The sequence below is a fragment of the Archangium violaceum genome (assembly GCF_016859125.1).
Taxonomy (GTDB): Bacteria; Myxococcota; Myxococcia; order Myxococcales; family Myxococcaceae; genus Archangium; species Archangium violaceum_A.
This window is the reverse complement of record NZ_CP069338.1, coordinates 1,237,450-1,260,413: the sequence shown is the minus strand read 5'-3', so window position 1 is coordinate 1,260,413 and position 22,964 is coordinate 1,237,450. Positions and strand designations below refer to the sequence as shown.

Genomic DNA, 22,964 nt, shown 5'->3' with positions numbered 1-22,964 from the left:
GTTGCTCCTATCTTTCACAACCCAGGTGTTACCGCATGTCTCGGTATTGGCCCTAGACTCGACTGACTGGAGGGGGAACGTCATGTGGGCCCGCTCGTACACAGTCCGCGCGATGTTGGCCGTGGGGTTCCTGCTCCTCTATTACACGGCGACGTTGGGTGTGGCGGTCGTCCTGCTGAGCCTCCCGTTCCGCGTCGACACGACGCACCGCTTCCACGCGCTGTTCGCCGCGCTGTGCCTGGCGGGGGCGGGCGCCATCCTGTGGAGTCTGTTGCCGCAGCGCGAGCGCTTCGTGTCACCCGGGCCCCGGCTCACCGAGGACGCGCACCCGAGGTTGTTCGCCGCCCTTCGGGACGTGGCGCGGCGCATGGAGGTGGAGCTGCCCCCGGAGGTGTTCCTCGTCGAGGACGTCAACGCCTACGTGACCCAGGTGGGCGGCTTCCTCGGCTTCGGTAGCCGGCGCATCCTGTGCATCGGCCTGGGGCTGCTGGCGGTGGACAACCTCTCCCAGTTCCGTGCGGCCGTGGCCCATGAGCTCGGCCACTTCAAGGGCGGGGAGACGAAGCTGGCCGCGGTCATCTACTCCACGCGCTCGTCCATGAGTCGCGCCCTGTCGTTCCTGGGCGAGGACGACCGGATGCCGCTGCGCAAGCCCTTCACGTGGGTGCCGAAGCTGTTCCTGCTCATCACCCAGTCCATCAGCCGGCAGCAGGAGCTGGTGGCGGACGAGTGGAGCATTCGCATCGCCGGCAGGCACGCGCACATCTCCGGCCTGCGGCGCGAGTCGCTGCACGCGGTGGCCTACCGCCGCTTCCTGGAGCACGAGGTGTACCCGCTGGCGCACGAGGACGTGGTGCCGGACAACCTCTTCGAGGGGTTCCGGCGCTACCTGGCGAGCTCCGCCTGGGCGGAGGCGCAGCGGGAGCTGGCGGGGGGCGTGCCCGAGCGGGAGGCGGGTTCATACGACTCCCATCCGTGCATGAAGGAGCGCATCGCCTTCGCCGAGCGGATGGATGGAGTGGAGCAACCGCTGGACGAGACGCCCGCGTACACGCTGCTGTCGGACGCGGAGGCGCTGGAGCGGCGCTTCACGGCGGAGCTGTGGCCGAACGCGGTGGAGCTCATCCCCTGGGCCGGGGTGGGAGCGCGCTGGAGCGTGTTGTGGAACGAGACGGCCAGCCGGGTGCAGGCGCGGGTACCGGAGTTCTCGCTGGCCCGGGTGCCGTCGTTGCTGAAGGACGCCGCCGCGCGCGAGTCCTTCGCCGAGGCGGTGGATCCGCGGCTGGTGGGCTACCGGGCGCCGGACCGCACCGAGCGGGTGCACGAGGTGGTGGGCCACGCGGTGAGCGCGTACCTGGCGAGCATCCTCGCCCGGCACGGCATGGCCTGGACGACGTCCCCCGGCGAGTCGCTGGAGTTGGAGTGGAACGGGGAGCGGGTGGACCCCACGGCCCTGGTGGAGGAATGGCTGGCGGGGACGGGCGGGCCCGAGGAGCTGGAGCCCCTGCGGAAGCGGCTGGGCGTGGCGGAGGATGCCACCTGGAGCGTGGAGGAGGAGGAGCGCGTGAAGGCGCTCGCGCCGCGGGCTCCGGTGACGCTGCGGCGTGTGGGGGACGCGGTGACGGTGCGCGCTCCGCTCGCGCGGATGGGCCTGCCCCACTGCTGCGCGCTGTGCGGTGGGGCGCTCGCCCACCACGTGGAGACGCGCTTCCACGTGGGGGGCATGATGCGGGATGACGGGGAGATCACCATCCAGGTGCCCACCTGTGAGGCCCATGCGCGCCAGTCGCACAAGGCCTTCAAGGTGCGGCGCTACGAGGAGGAGTCGGGCTTCATCACGCTCGAGGTACCCGATCTCGCGTACGCCCGGCTCATCCAGCGCAGCAACGCGTGAGCGCCGTCAGTGCACCGGCCGCTGTCCGGAGCGCTCCGGCATCAGGGACAGCTGCTCGCGCGACACGGTCTCGTTCCCCGTGGCCTTGCCCGTCTCGATGAGCGACTTGAAACGTAGCAGGTCGTCATCCATCTGCTTCTTGGGAGAGACCCCGAGCAGCCGCGCGAAGGCATGGCCCAGCGCGCCCGCGGGCGGGTTGTAGCTCATGCGGATGTCCAGCCGCGTGGAGCGACCTTCGTTGAGGGACTCGAAGTGGATGATGCCGGCGTGCTCCACCGTGGAGCCCTCCACGCTCTTCCAGGCGAGGACCTGATGGGGGATGAGCCGGGTGATGAGGGCATCCCACTCGAAGACGATGCCGGCCGGGCCCTTCACCCGCCAGTGGGAGCGGTCCGCGCCGCTGGTGCGCACCTCCTCCACGTGGCTCATGAAGCGGGAGAAGTTCTCCATGGCCCGCCAGAAGCGGAACACCTCCTCCACCGGTGCATGGACGGTGATGTCCTTGTGGATCTCGATGCCCAGACGCCCGCCCCCCACGCCGGTGAGGCGCTTGAGCTCGATGTTGGTGATGCTGCGCAGGGTGAGCAGCGAGCCGAGCAGGGTGGAGGTCAGGCCCGGCACGCCCCAGTGCGACAATCCCCACATCAGCAGGCTCGCGCCCCCGAGGCCCCCCACGAAGCGCGCGGCGGGTGACCAGTTGCGCTGGAGGAACTCGGGGCGGTCCCCCGGCCGCAGCGCGCCGCCTTGCAGCTCGGGGTGACTTCCGGGTTGCTTGAACACCCTCAGGTTGTCCACCACGTCCCTCACGCCAGACACGTGCGAGACGCGGGAGAGGATCTTCGGGTGCTCGACCTTGAGGGCGACCCCCTCGAGCCGCACCCGTCCCCGCTCGACACTCACCTGGATGGCATGCGGGTGAGAGCACACGCGGCCAAGCGCGGAGCGGATACGGGCCTCGATGGTCCTGTCGTCGGCCTCCTCACGGCGTATGCGGCCCAGGGAGTTGAAGAAGAAGCCGCGCGTGCGATGGACGAGGTCACGTGTCACCACGCACGCGGCGTTCTCGGCCTCGTGCACGGCGTGAAGTACCTTGTCGTGGGCCACGGCGCGGCGACGCCGGCCACTGCGAGGATCCGCGAGGTACATCAACCCCGCTCCCAAGCCCACTCCCCCTCCCACCAGCCACCAGGTAGCTCTCATTTCCCCGCCCTCCTTGGAACTCCTGTGCACCAAGCTGGGGTTGCGCGTGCGGCTCGGCAGCAGGCGGGCGAGGGCTTCTTCCCTTGGCTGTCTCGTACCCGGTCCCACCTGGATGCGCAGATTGAGGGGTCAGGAGGGGAACGCATGCCAGAGCAGCCGCCCAGGACACCCGGCTCACCGATGAAGGAGCCGGAGCCGCAGAAGACGCCCCAGAGGGAGCCGGGGCCCGTGGGTCCACCGGAGATCGAGCCCCCCTCGCGGAGGCACGCGCCGGAGATCGAACCGCCCACGCGTCAGCCGCCGGAGATCGAACCTCCCCGGCGCGAGCCGGACGACAATGAGCCGGGCCGTCATCATGAGCCGGAGATCCAACCTCCGGGCATCCACGAGGCGCCCAACCCGGACAATCAGCCGCCGGGCGCGCCGACCATCATCGCGTGAGTCGAGGACATCTCACGGCTCGCCGTGCCCGGTCCCGCTGGGGCTGGAGCACGGCGGGCCGCTTCAGTCGCCACCGCCCGCGCGCTCGTACAGGTGCTCGATGACCTGGGCGTAGTGCTGGGTGACGACGTGGCGCCGCACCTTGAGCGAGGGCGTGAGCTCGTTGCGCTCGATGGTGAAGTCGTGCGGGAGGATGACGAACTTGCGGATGGACTCCGCGCGCGACACCGAGCGGTTGGCGGATTCGATGGCCTGGCTCACCTCGTTGCGCAGCGCCTTGTCCTCCACCAGGGACTCCAACTTCTGCCCGTCCTTGCCGTTCTTCCGGGCCCAGTTGGAGAAGGCCCCGGTGTCGATCGTGACGAGCGCCGACACGAAGGGCTTGCCCTCGCCCACCACCATGGCCTGACTGACCAGGGGGTGCTCGCGGATGCGGTCCTCCAGAGGCCCCGGCGCGACGTTCTTGCCGGCCGCGGTGACGAGGATCTCCTTCTTGCGGCCGGTGATGCGCAGGAAGCCCTGCTCATCCAGGCTGCCGAGGTCTCCCGTCTGCAGCCACCCGTCCGGGGTGAGCGTGCGCTGGGTGGCCTCCGGGTTGTTCCAGTAGCCGACGAAGACCTGGGGCCCCTTCACGAGGATCTCCCCATCGTCCGCGATGCGCACGGTGGTGCCGGCCAGGGGCTGGCCCACGGTTCCAATGCGGTTGGAGCTATCGGAGTTGAGGGTGAGCACGGGGCTCGTCTCGGTCATGCCGTAGCCCTCGAGCACCGTGATACCCAGGCCGTTGTAGAAGTGATTCAGCCGCTCCGGGAGGGGCCCGCCGCCGGACACGACGAATTGGAGCTCCCCGCCGAGGACCTTGCGGAGCATGCGGTACACGAGCCGGTCGAACACCGCGTGCTGGAGCCGCGTGAGGAGTCCGATGCGGCCCTGGGAGCGCTCGCGCGAGTACTGGATGGCCGCGTTCGTGGCGAGCTCGAACACGCGGCCCTTGCCCGCGCTCTCGGCCTTCTGTTGGGCCGTCTGGAATACCTTCTCGAGCACCCGGGGCACGGTGCCGAACCAGGTGGGCCGGGCCATGGCCAGCTCCTCGGTGATCTTGCCGGGGCTGGTGGCGAAGGCGACCGTGTTGCCCTTCTCCACGGCGGCGAGGAAGAGGATCTTGGCCAGCGCGTGGGCGAGCGGCAGGAAGAGGAACGTCCGGTCCTGCTCGGTGATGACGCCACCCGCGTGGGCCAGCACCTGGAGGGTGTTCACGCGGATGTTGGCGTGCGTGAGCTCGCAGCCGCGAGGGCGGCCCGTGGTGCCCGAGGTGTAGATGAGGGTGGCGAGGTTGTCGGTCCGCAGCCCCGACAGCCGCTCGTCGAGGCGGGCCTCGTCGACCTCGTCTCCGCGCTGCTGGAGGTGCTCGAGCGCGGCCTGGTCGATGACGAAGGTGTGGCGGCAGTCCGGGAGCCGGTCCGCGGACTGACGGTAGAGGGCGTGCAGGGTGTCGGTCTCGAAGAACGCGACCACCGCCGCGCTGTCCTTGAGGATCCACTCCACCTGATCGGCGGAGGAGGTCTCGTAGATGGGGACGGTGGTGGCTCCGGCGGCGAGGATGGCGTAGTCGAGCAGGACCCACTCGACCCGCGTCTTGGACATCAGGGCCACGCGTTGGCCGGGCTCGACGCCGAGCGCCATCAATCCCCGGGCGAGCCGACGCACCGTGCGCGCGATGTCACCCGCGGACAGGGGCTCGAAACGGTCACCGGCACGGCGCGAGAACAGGGGCTTGTCCGGGTTCTTGCGTGCGTGCTCGAACAGGGGTTGGAGCAGGTGTGCATCCGGTGCGAGCGCGACCTGCCCCTGACCCGCCATCTCCTTCTTTTGAGTGCTGCCGCTCATAGTGGGGGCGCACCATAGGGCCTCCAGATGGTCGCGACCACGGATTCGCGGCACACGCTGTTAGAGAGCGCGCATCACGACTTTTCTCGGAAGCTGGGACGCTGGCTGTTTCCCGCTAACGCCGCGAGAGGATGCGGCCCTGTCCGTCGATCGCGTACTCCGCTCCCGCGTCGGGCACGATGAACCCGGGAGCACATTTCGACAGGTCGGGGGAGAGCAGGACGAAGAAGAGATCCTCGTGGGCCCGCATCACCACCGTCCGATACGTGTCCCAGCGGGCGAGGCATTGATACTCGGGTCCCTTCTGGTTCTCGGCCTTGATGTGGGAGGGCAGGTAGTCATTCATGGCCACCGAAAGGGCTTTCATCATGGCCCCCTCGAGGCGAACGCCACGCTCGTATGAGTCCGGGAACTTGATTCGTGCCGCCTCCTCGGGAGGCGCCATCTCGGCCTTCTGGTATTTGTGATACCCGAGACGTTCGAACAGCACACAGCCCGAGAGCGTGCAGGCGCAGAGGAGGACGGAGGGGGTGAGGGATCTCATGTGTGGAGCCCGAAATGCTCAGGGGAGCCAATCCTTGCCTTCATACAAGCGGAAATCGCCCAGATCATTGTAGACCTCCCCAATGGGAACCCATGTTTCCTCGCGTAGGGCCGAGACGATGCGCGTGGAGTTGTTGTAATTGTAGGCCCTGCATTCACCGGTCTTCTCTCGGAAGAAGATCATGAGCTGGCGGTCCCAGACCTTTCCGGTACCGGTATCGAAGAATCTCACGGGCCGCCAGGCGACACTCAGGTCTCGCCGGGAGAACTCCCGATTGTTGGGATGGGTGTGTGCACCTCCGAGGACGATGGGGTTCGCGTGGCTCGGATCCTGGAGGTGATTGGGCAGGGTGCAGGTCTTGGCCACTGGAGCCAACTGTCCTCGGATGTCCGAGAGGTAGCTGAGGAAGTACGCGTTCTCTTCCCGTGCGTAGTAGTACAGGGCGCAATACTCGAAGCCGTAGGGCCCATTGGACGTACCGGGTTGGCTGGTCATGATGTCGCAAGCCCGCGTGGCCAGTTGCTCCAATGAGTTGAAAGGGCCTGCCAATGGTCCATCGACTTGAAGGTGTCCGGTCGGCAAGCGGCGCACCCGTACGTTGGGGTTGGGGCTCGAGCAGCCCAGGGTGTTTCCCATCAGGGACAGTAGGAGCAGCCAGCAATACCTGTCGGGCACACCCCCTCCTCGGGTCGTCAATGCCTTGGAGTGAAATCATCTCGTTCTGACTGTGCTGCCGTCAAGGCGGACCAGTTCCGCGGCTTCACGGCGAAGGTGCTGGGACGTGGGCTTCCGTGGTGTCAGTGCCCCGGACTACTCTGTACGTACTGCGTCGATAGGGGGACCTGAGAATGGCCGAGGAACGGACGTACCTGGAGCTGTCGGAAGAGGGGGGCGGCTCGCACAAGTTCTACGAGGTGAAGGTGGAGGGCAACTCCCTCACCGTTCGCTACGGCCGCATCGGCGACAAGGGCCAGACACAGGTCTCCCAGTTCCCGTCCCCGGACAAGGCGCTCGCGGAGGCTCGCAAGAAGATCAACGAGAAGGTCCGCAAGGGTTATGCCCCCGCCGTCATGGGCCAGCGTACGAAGCGCTCGGTCACCCGCCGGGAGATCACCAGCGGTCGCTCCAACGCGAACCAGGCTCCGCTCCTCTGGAAGTTCAACTCGGGCGATCGCGCCTTCGGCATCTTCGTGGACGACTCGCGCTGCTGGGTGGGCAACGAGAGCGGTTCCATCTACTCGGTGGACCATGAGGGCCGGACGCTCTCCCAGTTCCGTCTCGCCGATGGCGTGAAGTGCATCGTCGCCGATGACCGCTGGCTCTACGCCGGGTGTGACGATGGTCGTGTCTACGACCTCGGGGGCAAGGTGCCCCGCGTCGCGTACAACATCTCGGACGACGTGGACATCTACTGGCTGGACATCAAGGACGGTGTCCTCGGCGTGTCCGACGCGGGCGGCAAGCTCACCGCCATCAACCACGAGGACGAGTCCCAGTGGGAGAAGCAGAGCGTCGGCACCCATGGGTGGATGGTCCGCTGCGACGAGCTGGGCATGTACCACGGCCACGGGCGTGGCCTGACCATGTACGACTGGGAGGACGGCCGGGAAATCTGGCACCGCCCCACCCAGGGCAACGTGCTCTTCGGCTGGCAGGAGGAGTCCTCCCTCTACGCCTGTACCAACCTGGGCTTCGTGCACCGCTTCACCAAGAAGGGCGACGCGGGGCCCGTCATGCAGTGCGACGCGGCGGTGTTCTCCTGCGCCGCGGTGGATGACGGCCGGTACGTCTTCGCTGGTGACAACATGTCCAGCGTCTACTGCTTCAACGACAAGGGCCAGCGGCTGTGGAAGTTGTCCACCGGCTGCGGCTCGGCGTTCTCCATGCAGTTCTTCCAGGATCGGCTCTACCTCGTCACCACCGAGGGCGTGCTCGCCTGCGTCGACGCGAGCGAGAAGGCCATCCAGGCCGCGCAGTCCGGCTCGCTGCCCAAGGCCCGCGACATCAAGGCGCCCGCGCCCGTGGCCGCCGTGCCCGTGGGTACCGTGGAGACGACGCGCGAGGCGGACAGCGGCGTCATCGTGGAGTGCTACCAGGACGGCCCGAACCTGCGCGTGCGCGTGGTGTCCCCCGGCTACCGTCCCGACTTCCACGTGCAGTTCCCCAAGGACATCCGCCAGGCGGGGAGCCGTTACGTGGTAGAGGGTGTTCACGAGTCCGCGCGCGGTGGCTTCTACCGCGCCTATGGCGACATCCGCAGGCTGGTGAGCTGACGTGAAACTGCTCGAGCAGGTGAGCCTGCTCTTCCAGGAGGGGAAGAGCGACAAGGTGTACGAGGTGGACCTCCTGGAGGTCTCCCCGGGCCAGTGCGTGGTGAACTTCCGCTACGGGCGGAGCGGCACCGCGCTCAAGGACGGCTCGAAGACGCCCGTACCCGTGTCCCAGGCCGAGGCGAAGCGCGTCTTCGACAAGCTCGTCCAGTCCAAGCTGGATTCGGGCTATGTGCGTGGAGGCGCGCCCGGTACTCCGGCCTCGCCGCCCGTGCCTCGCACTCCCGCGCCGCCTCCTCCGACGGTGGAGGCTCCGGCTGGCACGTCACCTCGGGAGCGCGTCCTCCTGGAACAGCTCCAGCAGGAGGCCCAGGCCCGGCGCTGGTTCCGCCGCGCTACCGTGCGTGCCCAGCCTCGGGACCTCGAGCGCGTCATCTGGCGCCTGGGGGAGCTGCGTGTGCGTGCCGCCGAGCCCCTGCTGCTGCCCATGCTGGAGCGGGCCACGCCCCTGCGCGCGTATTGCGTCGCCGCGGCCCTGGGTCGCCTGGGCTCGGAGGCCTCCGTGTCCGCGCTCGGGCGGCTCTACGCGAATGCCTCCACGCCGGACATGGTGCGCCGCATCGCCACCGAGGCGCTGCTGCGACTCTCCGACGAGTCCACCCGCGCCGACTTCCGCCGGGACGTGGTGGGGAAGCTGCCTCCCGCGCTGCGCGAGCCGGCCCGGGGTGGGGACGCGGAGCCCTTCGGCAAGGCGCTCGATGCCTGGCTCGCCTCCGGGAAGGAGGAGGCGGTCGATGTCCTCGAGCCCCTCTATCTGGTGGACTCGGAGACGGTGCGGCCCGCGCTCCTGCGGGTGCTCCGCACGGTGCCCTTCACCCTGCGCGCGGTTCGGGTGCTGCGCCACCTCTTCAAGGCGGCCGAGTACCGGTACGACGGCGAGGTGTTCGGCCTCATCGCTTGGCGCTACGAGAAGGAGCGCCATCTCAGGCTCAGCCACCCGCGCGGCTATACCCGCGAGACGCGCACGTATCTCCGGCGCCGGGTGTGGCGCACGCTGCGCCGGCTGGGCGAGCTGGAGCGCCCTGAGTTCGTGAAGATGGCGGTGGGCGTGCTGCTCGCCTTCAACGACGCGGACGCCGTCCCCGTGCGCACCACCGGCTGGGGCCGCGACCAGAAGCAGTGGGACGTCTGGTGGCCCTACTGGGCCTTCAACCAGCTGCTCTACCGCGAGAGCTCGCGCTACGAGCCCCTGGAGAACTCGCTCGCCTTCCGTTGCCTGGGTGCGTACCGGCCCGGAGACAAGGCACCTGACGTCCGCGAGGAGGCCTTCCCCAAGCTGTGGGAGCGCACCCCGGCGGGCCTGCTGCACCTCCTGGACGAGAGTGGCTGCGCTCCGGTGCACGACTTCGCCTCCCGCGCGCTGCGCGCCTGCCCGGACTTCCTCGCGAAGCTGGACGTGGACGCGGTGGCCATGTTGCTGGAGCGCCCCTATGTGTCCACCGCGCGCCTCGGCTTCGAGCTGGCCTCTCAGAGGCTGGACGCGCGGCGCGAGCCCCGGGCGCTGCTGCTCGCGGTGGCGCGCTCCTCGTACCCGCCCGCCCGCCAGCAGGCGTTCCGCTGGATGGACGAGGTGCGCCACTCCCTCATCGAGGACACCGGCTTCATCGCGGGGCTGGCCACCGCGCGGCACGCGGATACCCGGGCCTATGCGGCCAACCTGGTGCGCGGCTCCGTGCTCTCCGAGCAGGCCGTGCGGACGCTCGTGGGCCGGTTGGTGGCGGCGCTGCTGTCCCTGAAAGAAAAGGAGGACGGCCCCCTCGCCACGGACGTGGCCCGCGTGGTGCTCGCCGCGCTGGGGCCTGTCTCCCGCGCGGTGGGGCTGGAGGTGGTGCGCGACCTGCTCGCCCACCCGATGCCCGAGGTGCAGGAACTGGGCGGCGAGCTGTTGCTGCGCAGGGAGCTGCGCACCGAGCCCGTGCCGGAGGACCTGCTCCTGCTGCTGGTGCAGTCCGAGCACGCGCCGCTCCGGGCCCTGGGGCTGCGGCTGCTCGCGCTCCTCTCCGAGTCCGAGGCCACGCTGCTGGCCCAGGAGGATCTCCTCACGCGTCTGGCCACCAGCCGAGTGGCGGATGTGCGCGCAGCCGTGCGCCCGTTGCTCGGGCGGCTCCTGGCCGCGAGCCCCTCCGCCGGAGCGCGGGTGGTGGAGGCCCTGCTGGGCGCGCTGCTGCGCCGACGCCTCCCGGAGGGCGTGCCGGCCCACGTGGCCGCGCTTCTCTCGGGAGAGCTCGCGCCCGCGCTGGCCGCGCTGCCGGTGGAGACGGCGTGGCGGCTGCTCGAGTCCGAGGACGCCGACGCGCAGACGGTGGGCGCGGAGCTGCTCGCCCGCCATGGCGCGGTGTTGACGGTGGACGTGCCTCGCGCGGTGAAGCTCGCCGGGCATGACGTGTTGGCGGTGCGCGAGTGGGCGTGGCGCTGGCTGGAGGCCCACGTCCCCGAGGTGCGCGCGGAGCTATCCACGGCGGTGGGCCTGCTGGACTCGCGCTGGGACGATGCCCGCGCCTTCGGCTTCCGCTACTTCCGCGAGCGCTTCGCCCCGGAGGACTTCTCCCTGGAGGTGCTCGTCTCCGTGGCGGACAGCGTGCGCAAGGACGTGCAGGCCTTCGGGAGGGACATGCTCACGCGCTCCTTCCGCGAGGAGGACGGGCCCACGTTGCTCCTGCGCCTGTCCGAGCACCCCGCGCCCGCGGTGCAGCTCTTCGCCACCAACTACCTGGACCGCTTCGCCCGTGGCAACCCGGCCCTGGTGGAGCAGCTGACGCCCTACTTCACCCGGGTGTTGAGCCAGGTGAACAAGGGGCGGGTCGCGCGACAGCGCGTGCTGGGTTTCCTCCAGCGCGAGGGCCGGAGCACCGAGGCCAGTGGCCGCGTCGCCATGGAGGTGCTGCACCGGATGTCAGCCACCATCGCTATAGAGCATCGGGCCGCGGCGCTGGAGGCGATGCTCTCCATCGCCAGGGCACAGCCGTCCATCCCCGTTCCCTTCCACGTCCGCCCGGTGGAGGTCCGCCGTGCAGTTTGAGTATTCCTACGCGGGCAACACCGCGGTGCAGCACCGGGGGGACAGCACCCAGCTGTCCTTCGCGCCGGACCTCAAGCGCCAGCCCACCTTCTTCTCCGGCGAGCTGCGCCAGAACGTGGCCTTCCGCGAGGCCATCTCCGCCCTGCACGACGTGGTGGTGTCGGACCTGCGCTTCAAGCCCAGGGACAAGACGGCCTACAAGCTCTGGGCCGCGCAGCAGGAGCAGGTGGACCTGGCGGCCGTCGCCTCGCAGCGCCAGGCGGTGGCCAGCCGCCTGAAGGCCCTGCGCGAGGAGCTCGCCGCGTTGGAGTCGGAGAGCTCCAATCGCATGCGGGCCTTCTACACGGCGCGCTCGCGCTACTTCCAATACCTCTACGAGAAGAACCGGGACCTGTGGTTCGTGTTCGATCCGGTCATCACCGTCCACCCGGACGAGTGCTTCTTCGAGTGCTTCAGCCAGGACGAGTCCAGCTACGGCCGGCTCGGCGCCAGCTACGAGGTCTTCCAGGACATCGGCGAGTTCTCGTGTGGCACCACCAACATCGACTACTCGACGCCGCTCTACGACGAGTTCCAGAAGATCCGCTCCTACAAGCGCACGCGCTTCGAGGTGGACCCGAGCGGCTTCACCACGCGGACGGGCACGGACACGGCGTACAAGGAGGTGAAGATCGACCTCCCGGACTCCTGGGTGCGCGGCTTCCTGCAGGTGAACTCGGCGATGGCCCTGCCGGCGGTGAGCTTCACGCTGCACCCCATGGACGTGCACAACTTCCTCTTCGTGCTCGCGCGGCACAAGGAGAAGAAGGGGCCGCGCTCCATGCGCTACAAGCTGGCGCCGGGGCAGCCGGTGAAGGTGGTGTTCGAGCCGTGGGGGACGGAGGTGGTGTGTCCGCGCTCGGTGTTCGAGGGCGAGGGCACGCACGACATCCGCGTGTGGGGCCGCCGGCGTCTGCGCGTGCTGGAGCGGCTCATCCCCGTGGCCCGGCGCTTCACCGTGCACCTGCTGGGCACGGGGCTGCCGTCCTTCTACGTGGCGGACCTGGGGGACCTGTCCTTCACGCTGGGTCTGTCCGGGTGGACGGCCAATGACTGGTCCACCGCGGGCAACTTCGATCTGATGGCGCCGCGCGGGCAGGTGGACGAGCTCACCCGCCGCCGGGTCTTCGACGCGCTCAAGGAGACGTGGTCCGCCAGGCCCGAGGCGCTGGCGGCGAAGCTGGGGCTGGAGCGGGGCGTGGTGCTCGGCGCGCTGTCGGCCTGGACGCAGGCGGGGCGGGCCATCTGGGATTTGAACAAGGGCGTGTACCGGGCGCGCGAGCTGAGCCGCGAGCCCCTGCCCATGGACAAGCTGCGCTTCGCCAACGAGCGCGAGGAGCGCGCCACGCGCTTCCTGGACGCGAGGGCGGTGGACCTCAGGGTCCGGCTCGGATCCACGGACGCTTCGGTGGAGCTGAGCGGCGCGGTGAAGGAGGGCACGAAGGTGTTGCGACCCACTTTGCGACTCGACGCGGACCAGCGTATGGTTTTCGGTGAGTGCACGTGCAACTTTTTCCAGCAGAACAAGTTGTTCCGGGGGCCGTGCGAGCACCTGCTCGCGTTGAGGCTCCAGCACTCACGGGTATCTCGCACATGAGAGAGGCGAGGGTCCGCGCACGCGGCGGTCAGGGGGCAGTACCTTGCAACCCGGGCGGTGTTTCGCCGTCCATGCCTCATGGCCTGTCATGCATCACTGGCCCGCTCTTCACTGTGCGTTGCCTCCCTCCCGGTGGCGGCAGCGCTGTCGACCTCGTTGGTCCTGCGCGCCACCGGGAGGGGGCAACGCTTGAGTTGAGACGGTCCAGTCCCGAGAGCAGTACGAAGGTGCTCTCTGACCGCCGCGTGGACGGACCCTCCCTCTCTCCCTGAGTCACCATGTCCTCCCAGCCCCCCCGTAACCGACAGGAGCTGTACGACCGCATCCGCGCCAGCTCCCGGGAAGAGGTCATCCTCGAGGAGATGGTGCGCCTGGGCTTCTGGCCGGCGCGCACGGGCATTCCCGGGGACCCGGCGGACGTGGTGCACCGGCGCAACGAGCTGCGGGGGCAGATCCGCGCGCTCGCCACCGAGCGGAGCCGGCTGGGCAACCTGGAGGCGATGAAGCGCGAGCTGCGCAAGCGGCGGCTGGAGGAGAGCCGGCGCAAGCAGCAGGAGACGAAGGAGCGGCGCGAGCGCGAGCGGCAGGCGCGGGCCCAGGCCTGGAAGGAGCGCAAGGCGAAGGAGCTGCTCTTCCTGGGCCGGGGTGTGTCCGAGGGCCTGAGCGAGCGCGTCACGGATGAGGCGAAGCTCACGCGCCAGGGGCTCCCGGTGCTGGCGGCGCCGGAGGCGCTGGCGCAGGCGTTGGGGCTGAGCGTGGGGAAGCTCCGGGCGTTGTGCTTCGCGCGTACGGTGTCCACCTCGAGCAACTACGTGCGCTTCCTGCTGCCCAAGAAGACGGGCGGCACCCGGCTCATCTCCGCGCCCCTGCCGCGCCTGAAGGCCGCGCAGGCGTGGGTGTTGGAGAACATCCTGGAGAAGGTGCCCGTGCACGAGGCGGCCCACGGCTTCCGCGCGGGGCGCTCCATCGTCACGAATGCCCGGCCGCACGTGGGCGCGGGCGTGGTGGTGAACCTGGACTTGAAGGACTTCTTCCCCTCGGTGCTGTACCCGCGGGTGAAGGGCGTCTTCGTGCGGCTGGGCTACAGCGAGGCCACCGCCACGGTGCTGGCGCTGCTGTGCACCGAGCCGGACGTGGAGGAAGTGGAGCTGGACGGGCGGCGCTACTACGTCGCCCAGGGCGAGCGGCGGCTGCCCCAGGGCGCGCCCACTTCACCCGCGCTGACGAACATCCTCTGCCGGCGGTTGGATCGGCGCCTGTCGGGCGCGGCGCGCAAGCTGGGTTTCGTCTACACGCGCTACGCGGATGACCTCACGTTCTCCGCCCACGGGCCGGGACCGCACGACGCGGGCGAGCTGCTGCGCTTCGTGCGCTGGCTGGTGCGTCAGGAGGACTTCACTCCGCACCCCGAGAAGACGCGCGTCCTGCGCCGGGGCCGGCAGCAGGAGGTGACGGGCATCGTCGTCAACGACAAGCCCGGCGTGGATCGCGAGACGCTCAAGCGCTTCCGCGCCCTGCTGCACCAGCTCGAGAAGAGCGGGCCCGAGGGCAAGACGTGGGGCCGTGGCGGGGATGTCATCGCCTCCGCCGTGGGCTACGCCCACTACGTGGCCATGGTGGATCCGGTGAAGGGCGGGGCGCTCCAGCGGAAGGCCCGGGCGCTCGAGGCGCGTTACGGACGGGCGCCCGTGGCCCCTCCTGCTCCCGCGGCGCCTCCCGTGGAACCCGTGAGCCGCCCGGAGAGCGAGCGGAAGCCTCCCGAGCCCCCGAAGAAGAAGTGGTGGAAGCTGTTCTGAGCGGGGACTCGCGGTAGGTTCGCGCGCGTGAATTGGACCGTCGTCTTCGTGGTGCTCGGCGTGGTGGTGCTGCTCGGGCTCATCTTCTGGGTCGTGGGTGGCAACGAGGTCAGCCGCCTGCGCGAGCAGTACTTCCGCAGTGTCCCTCCACCTCGGGCCCAGGCCGAGGAGTCCCTCGCGCGTCACCTCGCGCGCCTCCAGGAGCGCTACCCCGGGAAGACGGAGGTCTGGTACCTCCGCCGCGTCCTGGCCGATCTGCAACGCGATCGCCGGTGAGCCCCGGGGCGCGGCTCAGCGCGTGCCCGTCGCCGCGCAGCGCAGCATCATCGCTTCCAGCTCCTGGCGCGTCTGTGCCAGCGTCTCGCGCCGCATGTCCTGGCGCAGCGCGTTCGACAGCGAGCGCGACAGCGTCCGGACGATGGTCAGCTCATCCGAGGACCAGCGGCGCTCCTTCTGGCAGTCGTCCAGCCGCAGGAAGCCCCACCACTGGCCGTTGATGTTGCCCACGTTGATGGGGCTCAGCAGCACCGACTGCACGCCCTGCGCCTCCAGGTTCACCTGCAGCGGACCCTGGATGTTGCGCACGAGCTCCCAGACCGGCTGTCCGCGCGAGAGCACCTCCACCCAGCCCGCCATCTGATCCTTCAGCGGGAACGTCTGCAGCAGCGGCGTCATGGGCGCCGAGCCCCACGCGTGCCTCAGCGGCGCCAGCCGCTTGCCCGGCATCGTCGCGGTGCTGTTCTCGTAGACCACCGCCCGGTCCACCCCGATCGCGCGTCCCACCAGCTCGATGGCCGCCATCACCGCCTGACCCGAGAACCCCTTCTCCACCAGCAGCTTCGAGGCCTCGGTGACCTTCGCGAATGCTTCGACCGACATCGCATCCTCCGTGCCGAGGGTGAACCCAGCATCAAACCGGAAAACCCGTCTGGGCCGTCTTCCTGGCCAATCTTGGTCTCATTGAACAGCAAGGATGCCGGGTCTGTCAAGCCTCCCTGGATTTTATCAGCTCATTTGAAATTCCACGGTTCGTCACGGTGTGCGCCTCGGGGCGCCGGGCTCGGGTAGCCTCGGGGCACCCGGTGCCGGCCGATGGGCCCGGACAGGAGGTCTCGACAGGATGGAGAGCCTGGACTCGCGCCTGGAGCAGTTGGAGCGCCGTTGCCGCCGCCTGCAGTCCGTCACCTTCGTCGCACTCGCGCTCGGGGCGCTGGGGATGGGGGTGGCCGCGCTGCGCCCGAGGTGGCCCGTGGAGGGTGGGGAGCTGGTGGCCTCGCGGTTGACCCTGCGTGACGCGCAGGGCCGCACCCGCGCCACGCTCTCCGCGAAGGAGGAGGGTGAGGGCGGCCTGGTGCTGCACGATACCGAGGGCCGGCCCCGGGCCCTGTTGGGCGTGGACAACAGCGGCTCGCCCCGGCTCCGCTTCGCCACCGCGGAGGGCGCCATGCTCGCCGAGCTCACCGTGTACTCGGACGAGGCCCCGCGTCTGGCGCTGGGGAAGAACGGAGGCACCGAGTTCTTCTCCGTGTCGCTCATGACGGACGGCTCCTCGCGCCTGGAGCTCGCGGACGAGGACGGGCGCCCCCGGGCCATCCTCGGCGCCGACGAGCACGGCGCGCCCGGGTTGCTGCTCGTGGATCGCAAGGGGCAGCCCCGGGCCTCGCTGCGGGTGTCTCCCAAGGACGACGCGAGCCTCGTCCTGGAGGGGCAGTACGGAGAGGTGTTCCGCGCCCCCTCCTCCGTTCAGTAGGCCTGGGGGTGGGGGACGGTAGGGGGTCTTACGTACATCATAGTGGAGGAGGCAGGCAGGCGGGCCCGGAGCTCGCGAGGGCTTCTCCGGGCGCGCCGCGTCCCTACCTTCCCACGTTCATGGAGTCACCACCGACGGTCACTCACGGGTGGGAGGGGCCAGACGAGCTCAACCGCCAGCATGAGATGCGGGGGCCCATGGGATTGCCGCCCGGGTTCGGGGCCTTCTGCCATGCGCTCTACCAGTCCACCCGCGTGAAGCTCGAGCCGGGCCACCGGGTGGAGCTCGTCGAGAACGGAGCCGTCTTCGACGAGCTGTGCCGCGCCATCCGCCAGGCCACCGAGTCCATCCACATCCTCGTCTTCATCTGGCGGCCCAGCGAGCCCTCCAACCGGCTCGTGGAGGCGCTGTGCGAGCGCGCCCGCGCGGGAGTCGCCTGCCGCGTCATCGTGGACCCCGTGGGCAGTGAGGAGGTCCGCGGCGAGCACGACTTCGATCCGCAGGTGGAGCAGCGGCTGCGCGACGGGGGCATCGAGGTGCACTACTTCCGGCCGCTGTCGGGCAGGTGGCTCGGGCGGCTGTTCGGGCGCACGCACCACAAGCTGGTCATCATCGACGGGAAGCGGGGCTTCACCGGAGGCTTCGGTATCTGGAAGTCGTGGCAGGGCCAGGGAGACAGCCCCGAGGAGTGGCGCGACACCCACGTGCGCGTGGAGGGCCCCACGGTGCGCGAGATGCAGCTCACCTTCGCGCGGGCCTGGCAGGAGTGTGGTGGAGCGCTGCTTCCGGAGAGCTGCTTTCCGGAAATGGAGCCCATGGGGGATGCGCACGCCGGCTTCGTGGAGAGCATCGGGGCTTCCGGCATCTCCGACGCCGAGCGCATGCTGCGCATGGTGTTCGCCGAGGCGCGAGAGCGCCTGTGGATCGCCAACGCCTACTTCACTCCGCCCAACGCCATCCTCGAGCAGTTGATGGAGAAGCGGAAGCAGGGCGTGGATGTGCGGGTGCTCGCGGCGGGGCCCGTGCATGACTGGCGCATCGTCCGCGCCTCGCAGCGCGCCACCTACGAGAAGCTGCTGAAGGGTGGGGTGCGCATCTGGGAGTACCAGCCCTCGATGATGCATTCGAAGACGGTGCTCGTGGATGACTGGCTGAGCGTGGTGGGCTCCACCAACCTGGACGCGCTGTCGCTGCACCGCATGCGCGAGGGCTCGTTGGTGGTGGCGGACCGGCACCTGGCCTCCCAGCTCGAGACGTGCTGGGCGAGGGACCTGGAGCACTCGAAGGAGATGACGCTCGCGCGCGGGGGGCGCACCAACCCGTGGCGGCGCTTCGCGCGGCAGGTGACGCAGATCCTCGCCGTGGACCGCTGAACCCGGCGCGGCTCAGCGCGGCTGACGGACGCCCACCTGCTGGCACATGGACAGCACCGGGCACGTGGAGCACCGGGGCTGCGTGCCCGTGCACACGTGCTTGCCGAAGGGCACCAGCAGCCGGTTGAGCTCCACCCAGTGCGCCCGGGGCAGCTTCTCCTCCAGCGCGGCCAGGGTCTGCTCGGGAGTGCGTGCTCGCACGTAGCCCCAGCGATTCGTCACCCGGTGCACGTGGATGTCCACGCTGATGCGTGCCTGCCCGCAGGCAATCCCCAGCGCCAGGTGCGCGCACTTGGGCCCCACGCCCTTGAAGGACTGGAGCACCTCGGCGTCGCACGGCAGCTCGCCACCGAACTCCTCCACCGTCCGCACCGCGATGGCGTGGAGCGTCTGCGCCTTTGGCTCGGGGAACGTCACCGGGCGGATGAGGGCGTGGATGCGCTCCGGCCCCAGGTGGCGCAGCGCCTCGGGCGTGCGGGCCTGGGAGAGCAGCCGGAGGGCCACCGGCAACGACACCTCGTCCCGCGTGCGGATGGACAGGATGCAGCCCACGAGCTGCTCGAAGAGGCTCGCGTGGCCGCGCGCCGCCAGCTCGAACATGGCGGCGTCCGCGAAACCCCGGATGGACTCGCGCACCCGTGCCAGCACCTCCTCGAGGTCGAAGGGGGCCTTGTCCGCGCGGGGAGGGACCTCGGGAGCCTCGCGGACCGTGCGTCCGCTGAGGCTCGCCGGGGCCCGCCGACTACTGGGAGCCCGCCTTGGAGCTGCCGGGGGCATGGATCTGCCTCTTGTCTTCCTTCCCGGGCTTGTTGGGGCCGCCGTGGGTGCCGAACTCGCCCGCGTTGCGCTGCTTGGGGTACTCCTCGTCCGGCCGCCGCTCCCGGCCCTGACCCGAGACGTCTCCCGAGTCCACCTTCGGATACAGCTTCTCCTTGTCCTCGTCGGAATGCAGCTTCTCCCTGTCCTGGTCCTGTGCCATCGGGCACCTCCCTTTCCGGGAGAAGATGGGGATGCGGGATGGGGGTGGCTGCCGGGCGCTGCCGCACCGCCGGGCCGGCAGGCCGTCAGGCGCCAGCTCCCATGCCCGAGCCGCCTTCGCCTGGCCTTTCGAGGAGGGAGCACGATGCCTACCCTGTGTTCGCCTCGAGGGAGGGGCGACATCGATTCAGGGGGGAGGGCAGGGGAGGCCTATGCGCAGAGTCGAGCGGACACTGATTCAATCGCTGGAGGAGCGTTTCCGGCGGATCACCGAGCTGCTTTATGACACGCGCGTTCCCGCCGATGTCCTGGATGAGGAGGTCCTCCCCTTCCTGGCGGAGGACATCACCTTCACCGACCCCTGGCAGCGCGGGGCCGGCCGTGAGATCTACCGGCGCGGAGCGGCGGGCTTCCACTGCATGTTCTCGTTCGACTTCGACATCACCCAGCTCAACGTCCAGCTGGAGGAGGGCGGCCTCAAGGGCCGCGCGATCGTCGACGGGGTGATGAACCTGAGGCAGTTCAGCTGGCTGTACACCTATCCGCTCAGGACCATCCTCGTCTACGACTTCACCCTGCTGGCGCCTGCTTCGCCCGGAGGGGACTTCAAGCCGCTCATCCATGCGCACGAGGAGATGTGGAGCTTGGGCGACATGATCGCCGCCGTTCCCGGGGTGGGCTGGGTCTACACGAAACTCTTCCGCAAGGGCTTCAGCTACGGCTTCCTGGCGGCGTCCGCGCTCTGCCGCCGTGCGCGAGGCGCGCCGAGCCCGTCCTGACCCGCCGCGCGAGGCAGCCGCTTCACGTGCGCGGCTTCGTCCCTACCTTCCGGGGACGGAGGTTGCACATGACGAAGGTCACGAATCAGCCGTCGGGGGTCGTCGCGGGCACGTTGGATGTCTCGGGTCCGGCCAAACCGGACGTCGGCTCGCCCACGGATGCCGGAGCGGTGCTCTCGCGTCGGAAGGTCGCGGCGACCCGGGCGAAGAAGGCGGCGCGGAGAGCGAAGAAGCCCGTGGCCCGCCGTGTGGCGAAAGTGGGCAATTCCCGCCAGAAGCGCTGAGGGTTCGCCATGCCCGTGGCACGAATTCTTCCCGTGAGCCCTTTGCAGCGCGCAAAGCGTTCCTACCTTCCCCCGGAGTGAAACGGCCCCGCGGACGGAACGCCGGGGCCACACAAGAGGAGAAACGCATGACGAAGAAGGCACTGCTGGCCGTGGCGCTGGGGACCCTGCTGACGGGAGTGGGCTGCCACCGCAATACCCGTGAGAGCGCCGAGTCGGACATCGAGCGTGCCGGGGAGAAGACCGAGGACGCCGCGGAGAATGCGGGCGACAAGGTCGATGACGCCGCGGAGAACGCCGCCGACAAGACCGAGGACGCCGCGGAGAACGCTGGCGACAAGATCGAGGACGCGACCGACAAGTAGTCCCCGGCGCGCATCGGCGGGAGTGGGCGCTCCGGTGGTGGGGCCCGCTCCCGCGCCCTTTCGCGCCGTCCCGTTACCCGGCCGAGCGCAGGTCGAGTGCGTACCAGCGGTCACAGCTGAAGTGGCCCGTGGCTCCCATGGGCGTGCAGAGCGGCTGGAAGCCCAGGCGGCGGTAGAGCTTCTGCGCCTGCTCCATCCTCGCCAGCGTCTCCAGGTAGCACGTCCGGTAGCCGGCCTCCCGCGCGAACGTCAGGCACTGCCGCAGCAGTCGTTCTCCCACGCCGCGCCCGCGTGCCTCCGGCAGGAAGTACATCTTCCGCAGCTCGCAGACACCCGGCTCGTCTCCCTCCAGCGGGGCGATGCCACCGCCACCCAGCACCCGGCCCGTCTCGTCCTCCACCACCCAATAGGCCCGGCCCGGTCGCGAGTAGGCCGCGCTCATCCCATCCACCTCCGCGTCGTTGATGGCGAAGCCCGGCCCGTTCGCGCCGAACTCGGGCATGACCTCGCGGATGATCGCCGCCACCGCCGCGTCGTCCCGCGGCTCGATGGGGCGCAGCTTCAGTTCCGTGCTCATGATGGGCTCAAACGTTCCACAGCCTCCGCTCCGAGGCCAGTGCCCTTGTGTGAACAGCTCTCCATGGCCCGCCGCGTCAGTGGTGCGGTGTGGTGGATTTCCCGGTCCGGGAGCCCCTATACACCCGCCCGGGAAGTCCCTCCTGGAGACATCGCACATGGCCAACAAGGTCAAGGCAGTCCTCATCGGCGGTACCGGCTACGGCGGAGCGGAGATCCTCCGCCGGCTCCTCTTCCACCCGAACGTGGAGGTGGTGCGCATCACCGCGGTGGACAACATCGGCAAGAAGGTGGGCGACGTTCACTTCAACCTCGCCGGGCTCACGGACCTGACCTTCCAGGAGATGCCCCCCGCCCAGGCGGTGGCCGGCGCGGACGTGGCCTTCCTGGCCATGCCCCACAAGACCACCGCCAAGGTGGTGCTGGACATCATCAACTCGGGCGTGCGCATCGTGGACCTGTCGGGCGACTTCCGCCTGCGCGACGCGGCCTCCTACGCGAAGTACTACGGCGTGGAGCACCCGGCGCCGCAGATGCTCACCGACGGCACCTTCACCTACGGCATGCCCGAGCTCAACCGCGAGGCCATCCGCAAGGCGCGCTACATCGCGAGCCCCGGTTGCTTCGCCACCACCATCGCGCTCGGCCTGCTGCCGCTGGCGAAGGCGGGCCTGCTCTCCGGCCCCATCCACACCGTGGCCGCCACGGGCTCCTCGGGCAGCGGCGCCAATCCGCAAATCACCACGCACCACCCGCTGCGCGCGGCGAACCTGCGTACCTACAAGCCGCTCGAGCACCAGCACATCCCGGAGATTCTCCAGACGCTGCGCATCGCCGGAGGCAAGGAGGACATGTCGCTGGAGTTCGTGCCCGTGTCGGCGCCGCTGCCGCGCGGCATCTTCTCCACCTCGTTCGCCGAGGTGCCCGCCTCCGTCACGCAGGAGCAGCTCACCGCCGCGTGGAAGTCGGCCTTCGCCAACGAGCCCTTCATCCGGACTGTCGGCGGCGGCCGTCAGCCCGAGGTGGTGGGCGTGTCCGGCAGCAACTACGTGGAGGTGGGCTTCACGCTCGGCCCCGTGACGGGCAACACCCGGCGCGTGGTGTGCTTCTCGGCGCTCGACAACCTGGTGAAGGGCGGCGCGGGCCAGTCCATCCAGAGCTTCAACGTGATGATGGGCTGGGACGAGCGTCTCACCCTCGCCGAGCCGGGGCTGTGGCCGTGAGTGGGCTCTCCGACTTCCGCGGGCGCTGGTTCGTCGTGAAGATTGGCGGCGAGCTGGCCATGGACAAGCAGAAGCTGGCCGCGAGCGTGGGCGCCGCCGTGCGCGCCTTCCTCGACGCGGGCATCCGCGTGGCCGTCATCCACGGCGGTGGGCCCCAGGCCACCGAGATGCAGAAGAAGCTCGGGCTCCAGCCGAAGATGGTGGCGGGCCGGCGCTACACCGACGAGGCCACCCTCGAGGTGATGAAGATGACGCTCGCGGGCCAGGTGTCCGTGGATGTGGCCTCGGCCTTCCGCATCGCCGGAGTCCCCGCCCTGTGTACCACCGGCATGTCCGCGGGGCTGATCGACGCGAAGCGCCGGCCTCCCAAGGTGATGAGCGGCGCGGGTCCGGACCCGGTGGACCTGGGGCTGGTGGGCGATGTCGTGGGCGTGGACACCGCGCGGTTCCAGAGCCTCTCGGACGCGGGCTTCGTCCCGGTGCTCGGCTCGCTCTCCGGTGACGCGCAGGGCAACGTCTTCAACATCAACGCCGACACCGTGGCCACCCGCGTGGCCGCGAAGCTGGGGGCGGCCAGGCTGTTCCTCGTGTCCAACGTGCCGGGCGTGCTCGCCAACAAGGACGATCCGTCCACCCGCCTGCCCACGCTGACGCCCGCCGAGGCCCGCGAGAAGATCGCCTCCGGAGTCATCCAGGGCGGGATGATTCCCAAGGTGGAGGAGAGCCTGGAGATGCTCGAGGAGGGCATCGAGGCCATTCACATCGTGGGCATCTCGCCCAACGATGCCGTGCTGCACGAGGCCGAGAAGCCCGGCAGCCACGGCACCGCGTTCCTGCGCGGGTAGTGGGGAAGCCCACGTGCGCCCGTGTCCCCTGTGCGGAGGATGCA

22 protein-coding genes are annotated in these 22,964 nt (G+C 69.5%); 14 read left to right on the top strand and 8 right to left on the bottom strand.

From position 1 onward, the window contains the following. The first annotated feature begins 82 nt into the window (after window positions 1–82). Window positions 83–1,894, top strand: coding sequence for a M48 family metallopeptidase (locus JQX13_RS05375; RefSeq protein ID WP_203407998.1), 1,812 nt, complete (start codon window positions 83–85; stop codon window positions 1,892–1,894). Window positions 1,895–1,900: 6 nt separating this feature from the next. Here the strand turns inward: JQX13_RS05375 and JQX13_RS05370 are convergent, their stop codons facing one another. Continuing rightward, window positions 1,901–3,094, bottom strand: coding sequence for an SRPBCC family protein (locus JQX13_RS05370; protein WP_203407997.1), 1,194 nt, complete (start codon window positions 3,092–3,094; stop codon window positions 1,901–1,903). A 144-nt stretch (window positions 3,095–3,238) separates the two neighbouring features. Here JQX13_RS05370 and JQX13_RS05365 point away from each other — a divergent pair, with 144 nt between their 5' ends. Beyond that, entirely contained in the window at window positions 3,239–3,535 is a 297-nt protein-coding gene (locus JQX13_RS05365; RefSeq protein WP_203407996.1) for a hypothetical protein, read from the top strand. A 63-nt stretch (window positions 3,536–3,598) separates the two neighbouring features. Here the strand turns inward: JQX13_RS05365 and JQX13_RS05360 are convergent, their stop codons facing one another. The 3 genes from JQX13_RS05360 to JQX13_RS05350 form a co-directional block, all read right to left on the bottom strand. Then, the gene (locus JQX13_RS05360; protein ID WP_203407995.1) at window positions 3,599–5,422 is read right to left on the bottom strand and encodes an AMP-dependent synthetase/ligase; all 1,824 of its coding nucleotides are present in this window, start codon (window positions 5,420–5,422) and stop codon (window positions 3,599–3,601) included. A 115-nt stretch (window positions 5,423–5,537) separates the two neighbouring features. After that, entirely contained in the window at window positions 5,538–5,966 is a 429-nt protein-coding gene (locus JQX13_RS05355; protein WP_203407994.1) for a hypothetical protein, read from the bottom strand. An 18-nt stretch (window positions 5,967–5,984) separates the two neighbouring features. After that, window positions 5,985–6,461, bottom strand: coding sequence for a hypothetical protein (locus JQX13_RS05350; protein ID WP_239014550.1), 477 nt, complete (start codon window positions 6,459–6,461; stop codon window positions 5,985–5,987). A gap of 353 nt (window positions 6,462–6,814) precedes the next feature. Between JQX13_RS05350 and JQX13_RS05345 the strand changes: the two genes are divergently transcribed. From JQX13_RS05345 to JQX13_RS05325, 5 genes are all read left to right on the top strand, one after another. Next, a complete protein-coding gene (locus JQX13_RS05345) occupies window positions 6,815–8,239 on the top strand; it encodes a WGR domain-containing protein (protein WP_203407993.1) in 1,425 nt (474 codons plus the stop codon). Window position 8,240: 1 nt separating this feature from the next. Continuing rightward, window positions 8,241–11,315, top strand: coding sequence for a hypothetical protein (locus tag JQX13_RS05340; protein WP_203407992.1), 3,075 nt, complete (start codon window positions 8,241–8,243; stop codon window positions 11,313–11,315). Continuing rightward, entirely contained in the window at window positions 11,305–12,951 is a 1,647-nt protein-coding gene (locus JQX13_RS05335; protein ID WP_203407991.1) for an SWIM zinc finger family protein, read from the top strand. The genes JQX13_RS05340 and JQX13_RS05335 overlap by 11 nt, the downstream gene beginning before the upstream one ends. Before the next feature lie 278 nt (window positions 12,952–13,229). After that, entirely contained in the window at window positions 13,230–14,747 is a 1,518-nt protein-coding gene (locus tag JQX13_RS05330; RefSeq protein ID WP_203407990.1) for a reverse transcriptase family protein, read from the top strand. A gap of 27 nt (window positions 14,748–14,774) precedes the next feature. Next, the gene (locus JQX13_RS05325; protein ID WP_203407989.1) at window positions 14,775–15,023 is read left to right on the top strand and encodes a hypothetical protein; all 249 of its coding nucleotides are present in this window, start codon (window positions 14,775–14,777) and stop codon (window positions 15,021–15,023) included. A 15-nt stretch (window positions 15,024–15,038) separates the two neighbouring features. Here JQX13_RS05325 and JQX13_RS05320 read toward each other — a convergent pair whose 3' ends face one another. Further along, window positions 15,039–15,626, bottom strand: a complete 588-nt coding sequence (locus JQX13_RS05320) for a GAF domain-containing protein (protein ID WP_203407988.1) — start codon at window positions 15,624–15,626, stop codon at window positions 15,039–15,041. A gap of 241 nt (window positions 15,627–15,867) precedes the next feature. Between JQX13_RS05320 and JQX13_RS05315 the strand changes: the two genes are divergently transcribed. Next, window positions 15,868–16,497, top strand: a complete 630-nt coding sequence (locus JQX13_RS05315; RefSeq protein ID WP_203407987.1) for a hypothetical protein — start codon at window positions 15,868–15,870, stop codon at window positions 16,495–16,497. 197 nt (window positions 16,498–16,694) lie between these two features. Beyond that, the gene (locus JQX13_RS05310; RefSeq protein ID WP_239014549.1) at window positions 16,695–17,870 is read left to right on the top strand and encodes a phospholipase D-like domain-containing protein; all 1,176 of its coding nucleotides are present in this window, start codon (window positions 16,695–16,697) and stop codon (window positions 17,868–17,870) included. A gap of 12 nt (window positions 17,871–17,882) precedes the next feature. On the opposite strand, the gene JQX13_RS05305 is transcribed toward JQX13_RS05310, so the two are convergent. Further along, window positions 17,883–18,647, bottom strand: coding sequence for an endonuclease III domain-containing protein (locus JQX13_RS05305; protein ID WP_203407985.1), 765 nt, complete (start codon window positions 18,645–18,647; stop codon window positions 17,883–17,885). Further along, entirely contained in the window at window positions 18,613–18,849 is a 237-nt protein-coding gene (locus tag JQX13_RS05300) for a hypothetical protein (protein WP_203407984.1), read from the bottom strand. The genes JQX13_RS05305 and JQX13_RS05300 overlap by 35 nt, the downstream gene beginning before the upstream one ends. 211 nt (window positions 18,850–19,060) lie before the next feature. Between JQX13_RS05300 and JQX13_RS05295 the strand changes: the two genes are divergently transcribed. The 3 genes from JQX13_RS05295 (at window position 19,061) to JQX13_RS05285 (ending at window position 20,276) form a co-directional block, all read left to right on the top strand. Continuing rightward, window positions 19,061–19,627 (top strand): hypothetical protein, encoded by a 567-nt coding sequence (locus tag JQX13_RS05295; protein ID WP_203407983.1) that lies wholly within the window; start codon window positions 19,061–19,063, stop codon window positions 19,625–19,627. Window positions 19,628–19,695: 68 nt separating this feature from the next. Beyond that, window positions 19,696–19,911 carry a hypothetical protein gene (locus JQX13_RS05290; protein WP_203407982.1) on the top strand — a complete coding sequence of 72 codons (216 nt, stop codon included), beginning with the start codon at window positions 19,696–19,698 and terminating at the stop codon, window positions 19,909–19,911. Window positions 19,912–20,039: 128 nt separating this feature from the next. Continuing rightward, window positions 20,040–20,276 carry a YtxH domain-containing protein gene (locus JQX13_RS05285; RefSeq protein WP_203407981.1) on the top strand — a complete coding sequence of 79 codons (237 nt, stop codon included), beginning with the start codon at window positions 20,040–20,042 and terminating at the stop codon, window positions 20,274–20,276. A 73-nt stretch (window positions 20,277–20,349) separates the two neighbouring features. Here the strand turns inward: JQX13_RS05285 and JQX13_RS05280 are convergent, their stop codons facing one another. Then, window positions 20,350–20,853 carry a GNAT family N-acetyltransferase gene (locus JQX13_RS05280; protein WP_203407980.1) on the bottom strand — a complete coding sequence of 168 codons (504 nt, stop codon included), beginning with the start codon at window positions 20,851–20,853 and terminating at the stop codon, window positions 20,350–20,352. 157 nt (window positions 20,854–21,010) lie between these two features. Here JQX13_RS05280 and argC point away from each other — a divergent pair, with 157 nt between their 5' ends. Beyond that, window positions 21,011–22,075, top strand: a complete 1,065-nt coding sequence (argC, locus tag JQX13_RS05275; RefSeq protein ID WP_203407979.1) for an N-acetyl-gamma-glutamyl-phosphate reductase — start codon at window positions 21,011–21,013, stop codon at window positions 22,073–22,075. Beyond that, complete coding sequence (argB, locus tag JQX13_RS05270; protein WP_203407978.1) at window positions 22,072–22,920, top strand: acetylglutamate kinase; 849 nt, start codon at window positions 22,072–22,074, stop codon at window positions 22,918–22,920. Before argC ends, argB begins: the two co-directional genes overlap by 4 nt. The last annotated feature ends 44 nt before the right edge of the window (window positions 22,921–22,964 follow it).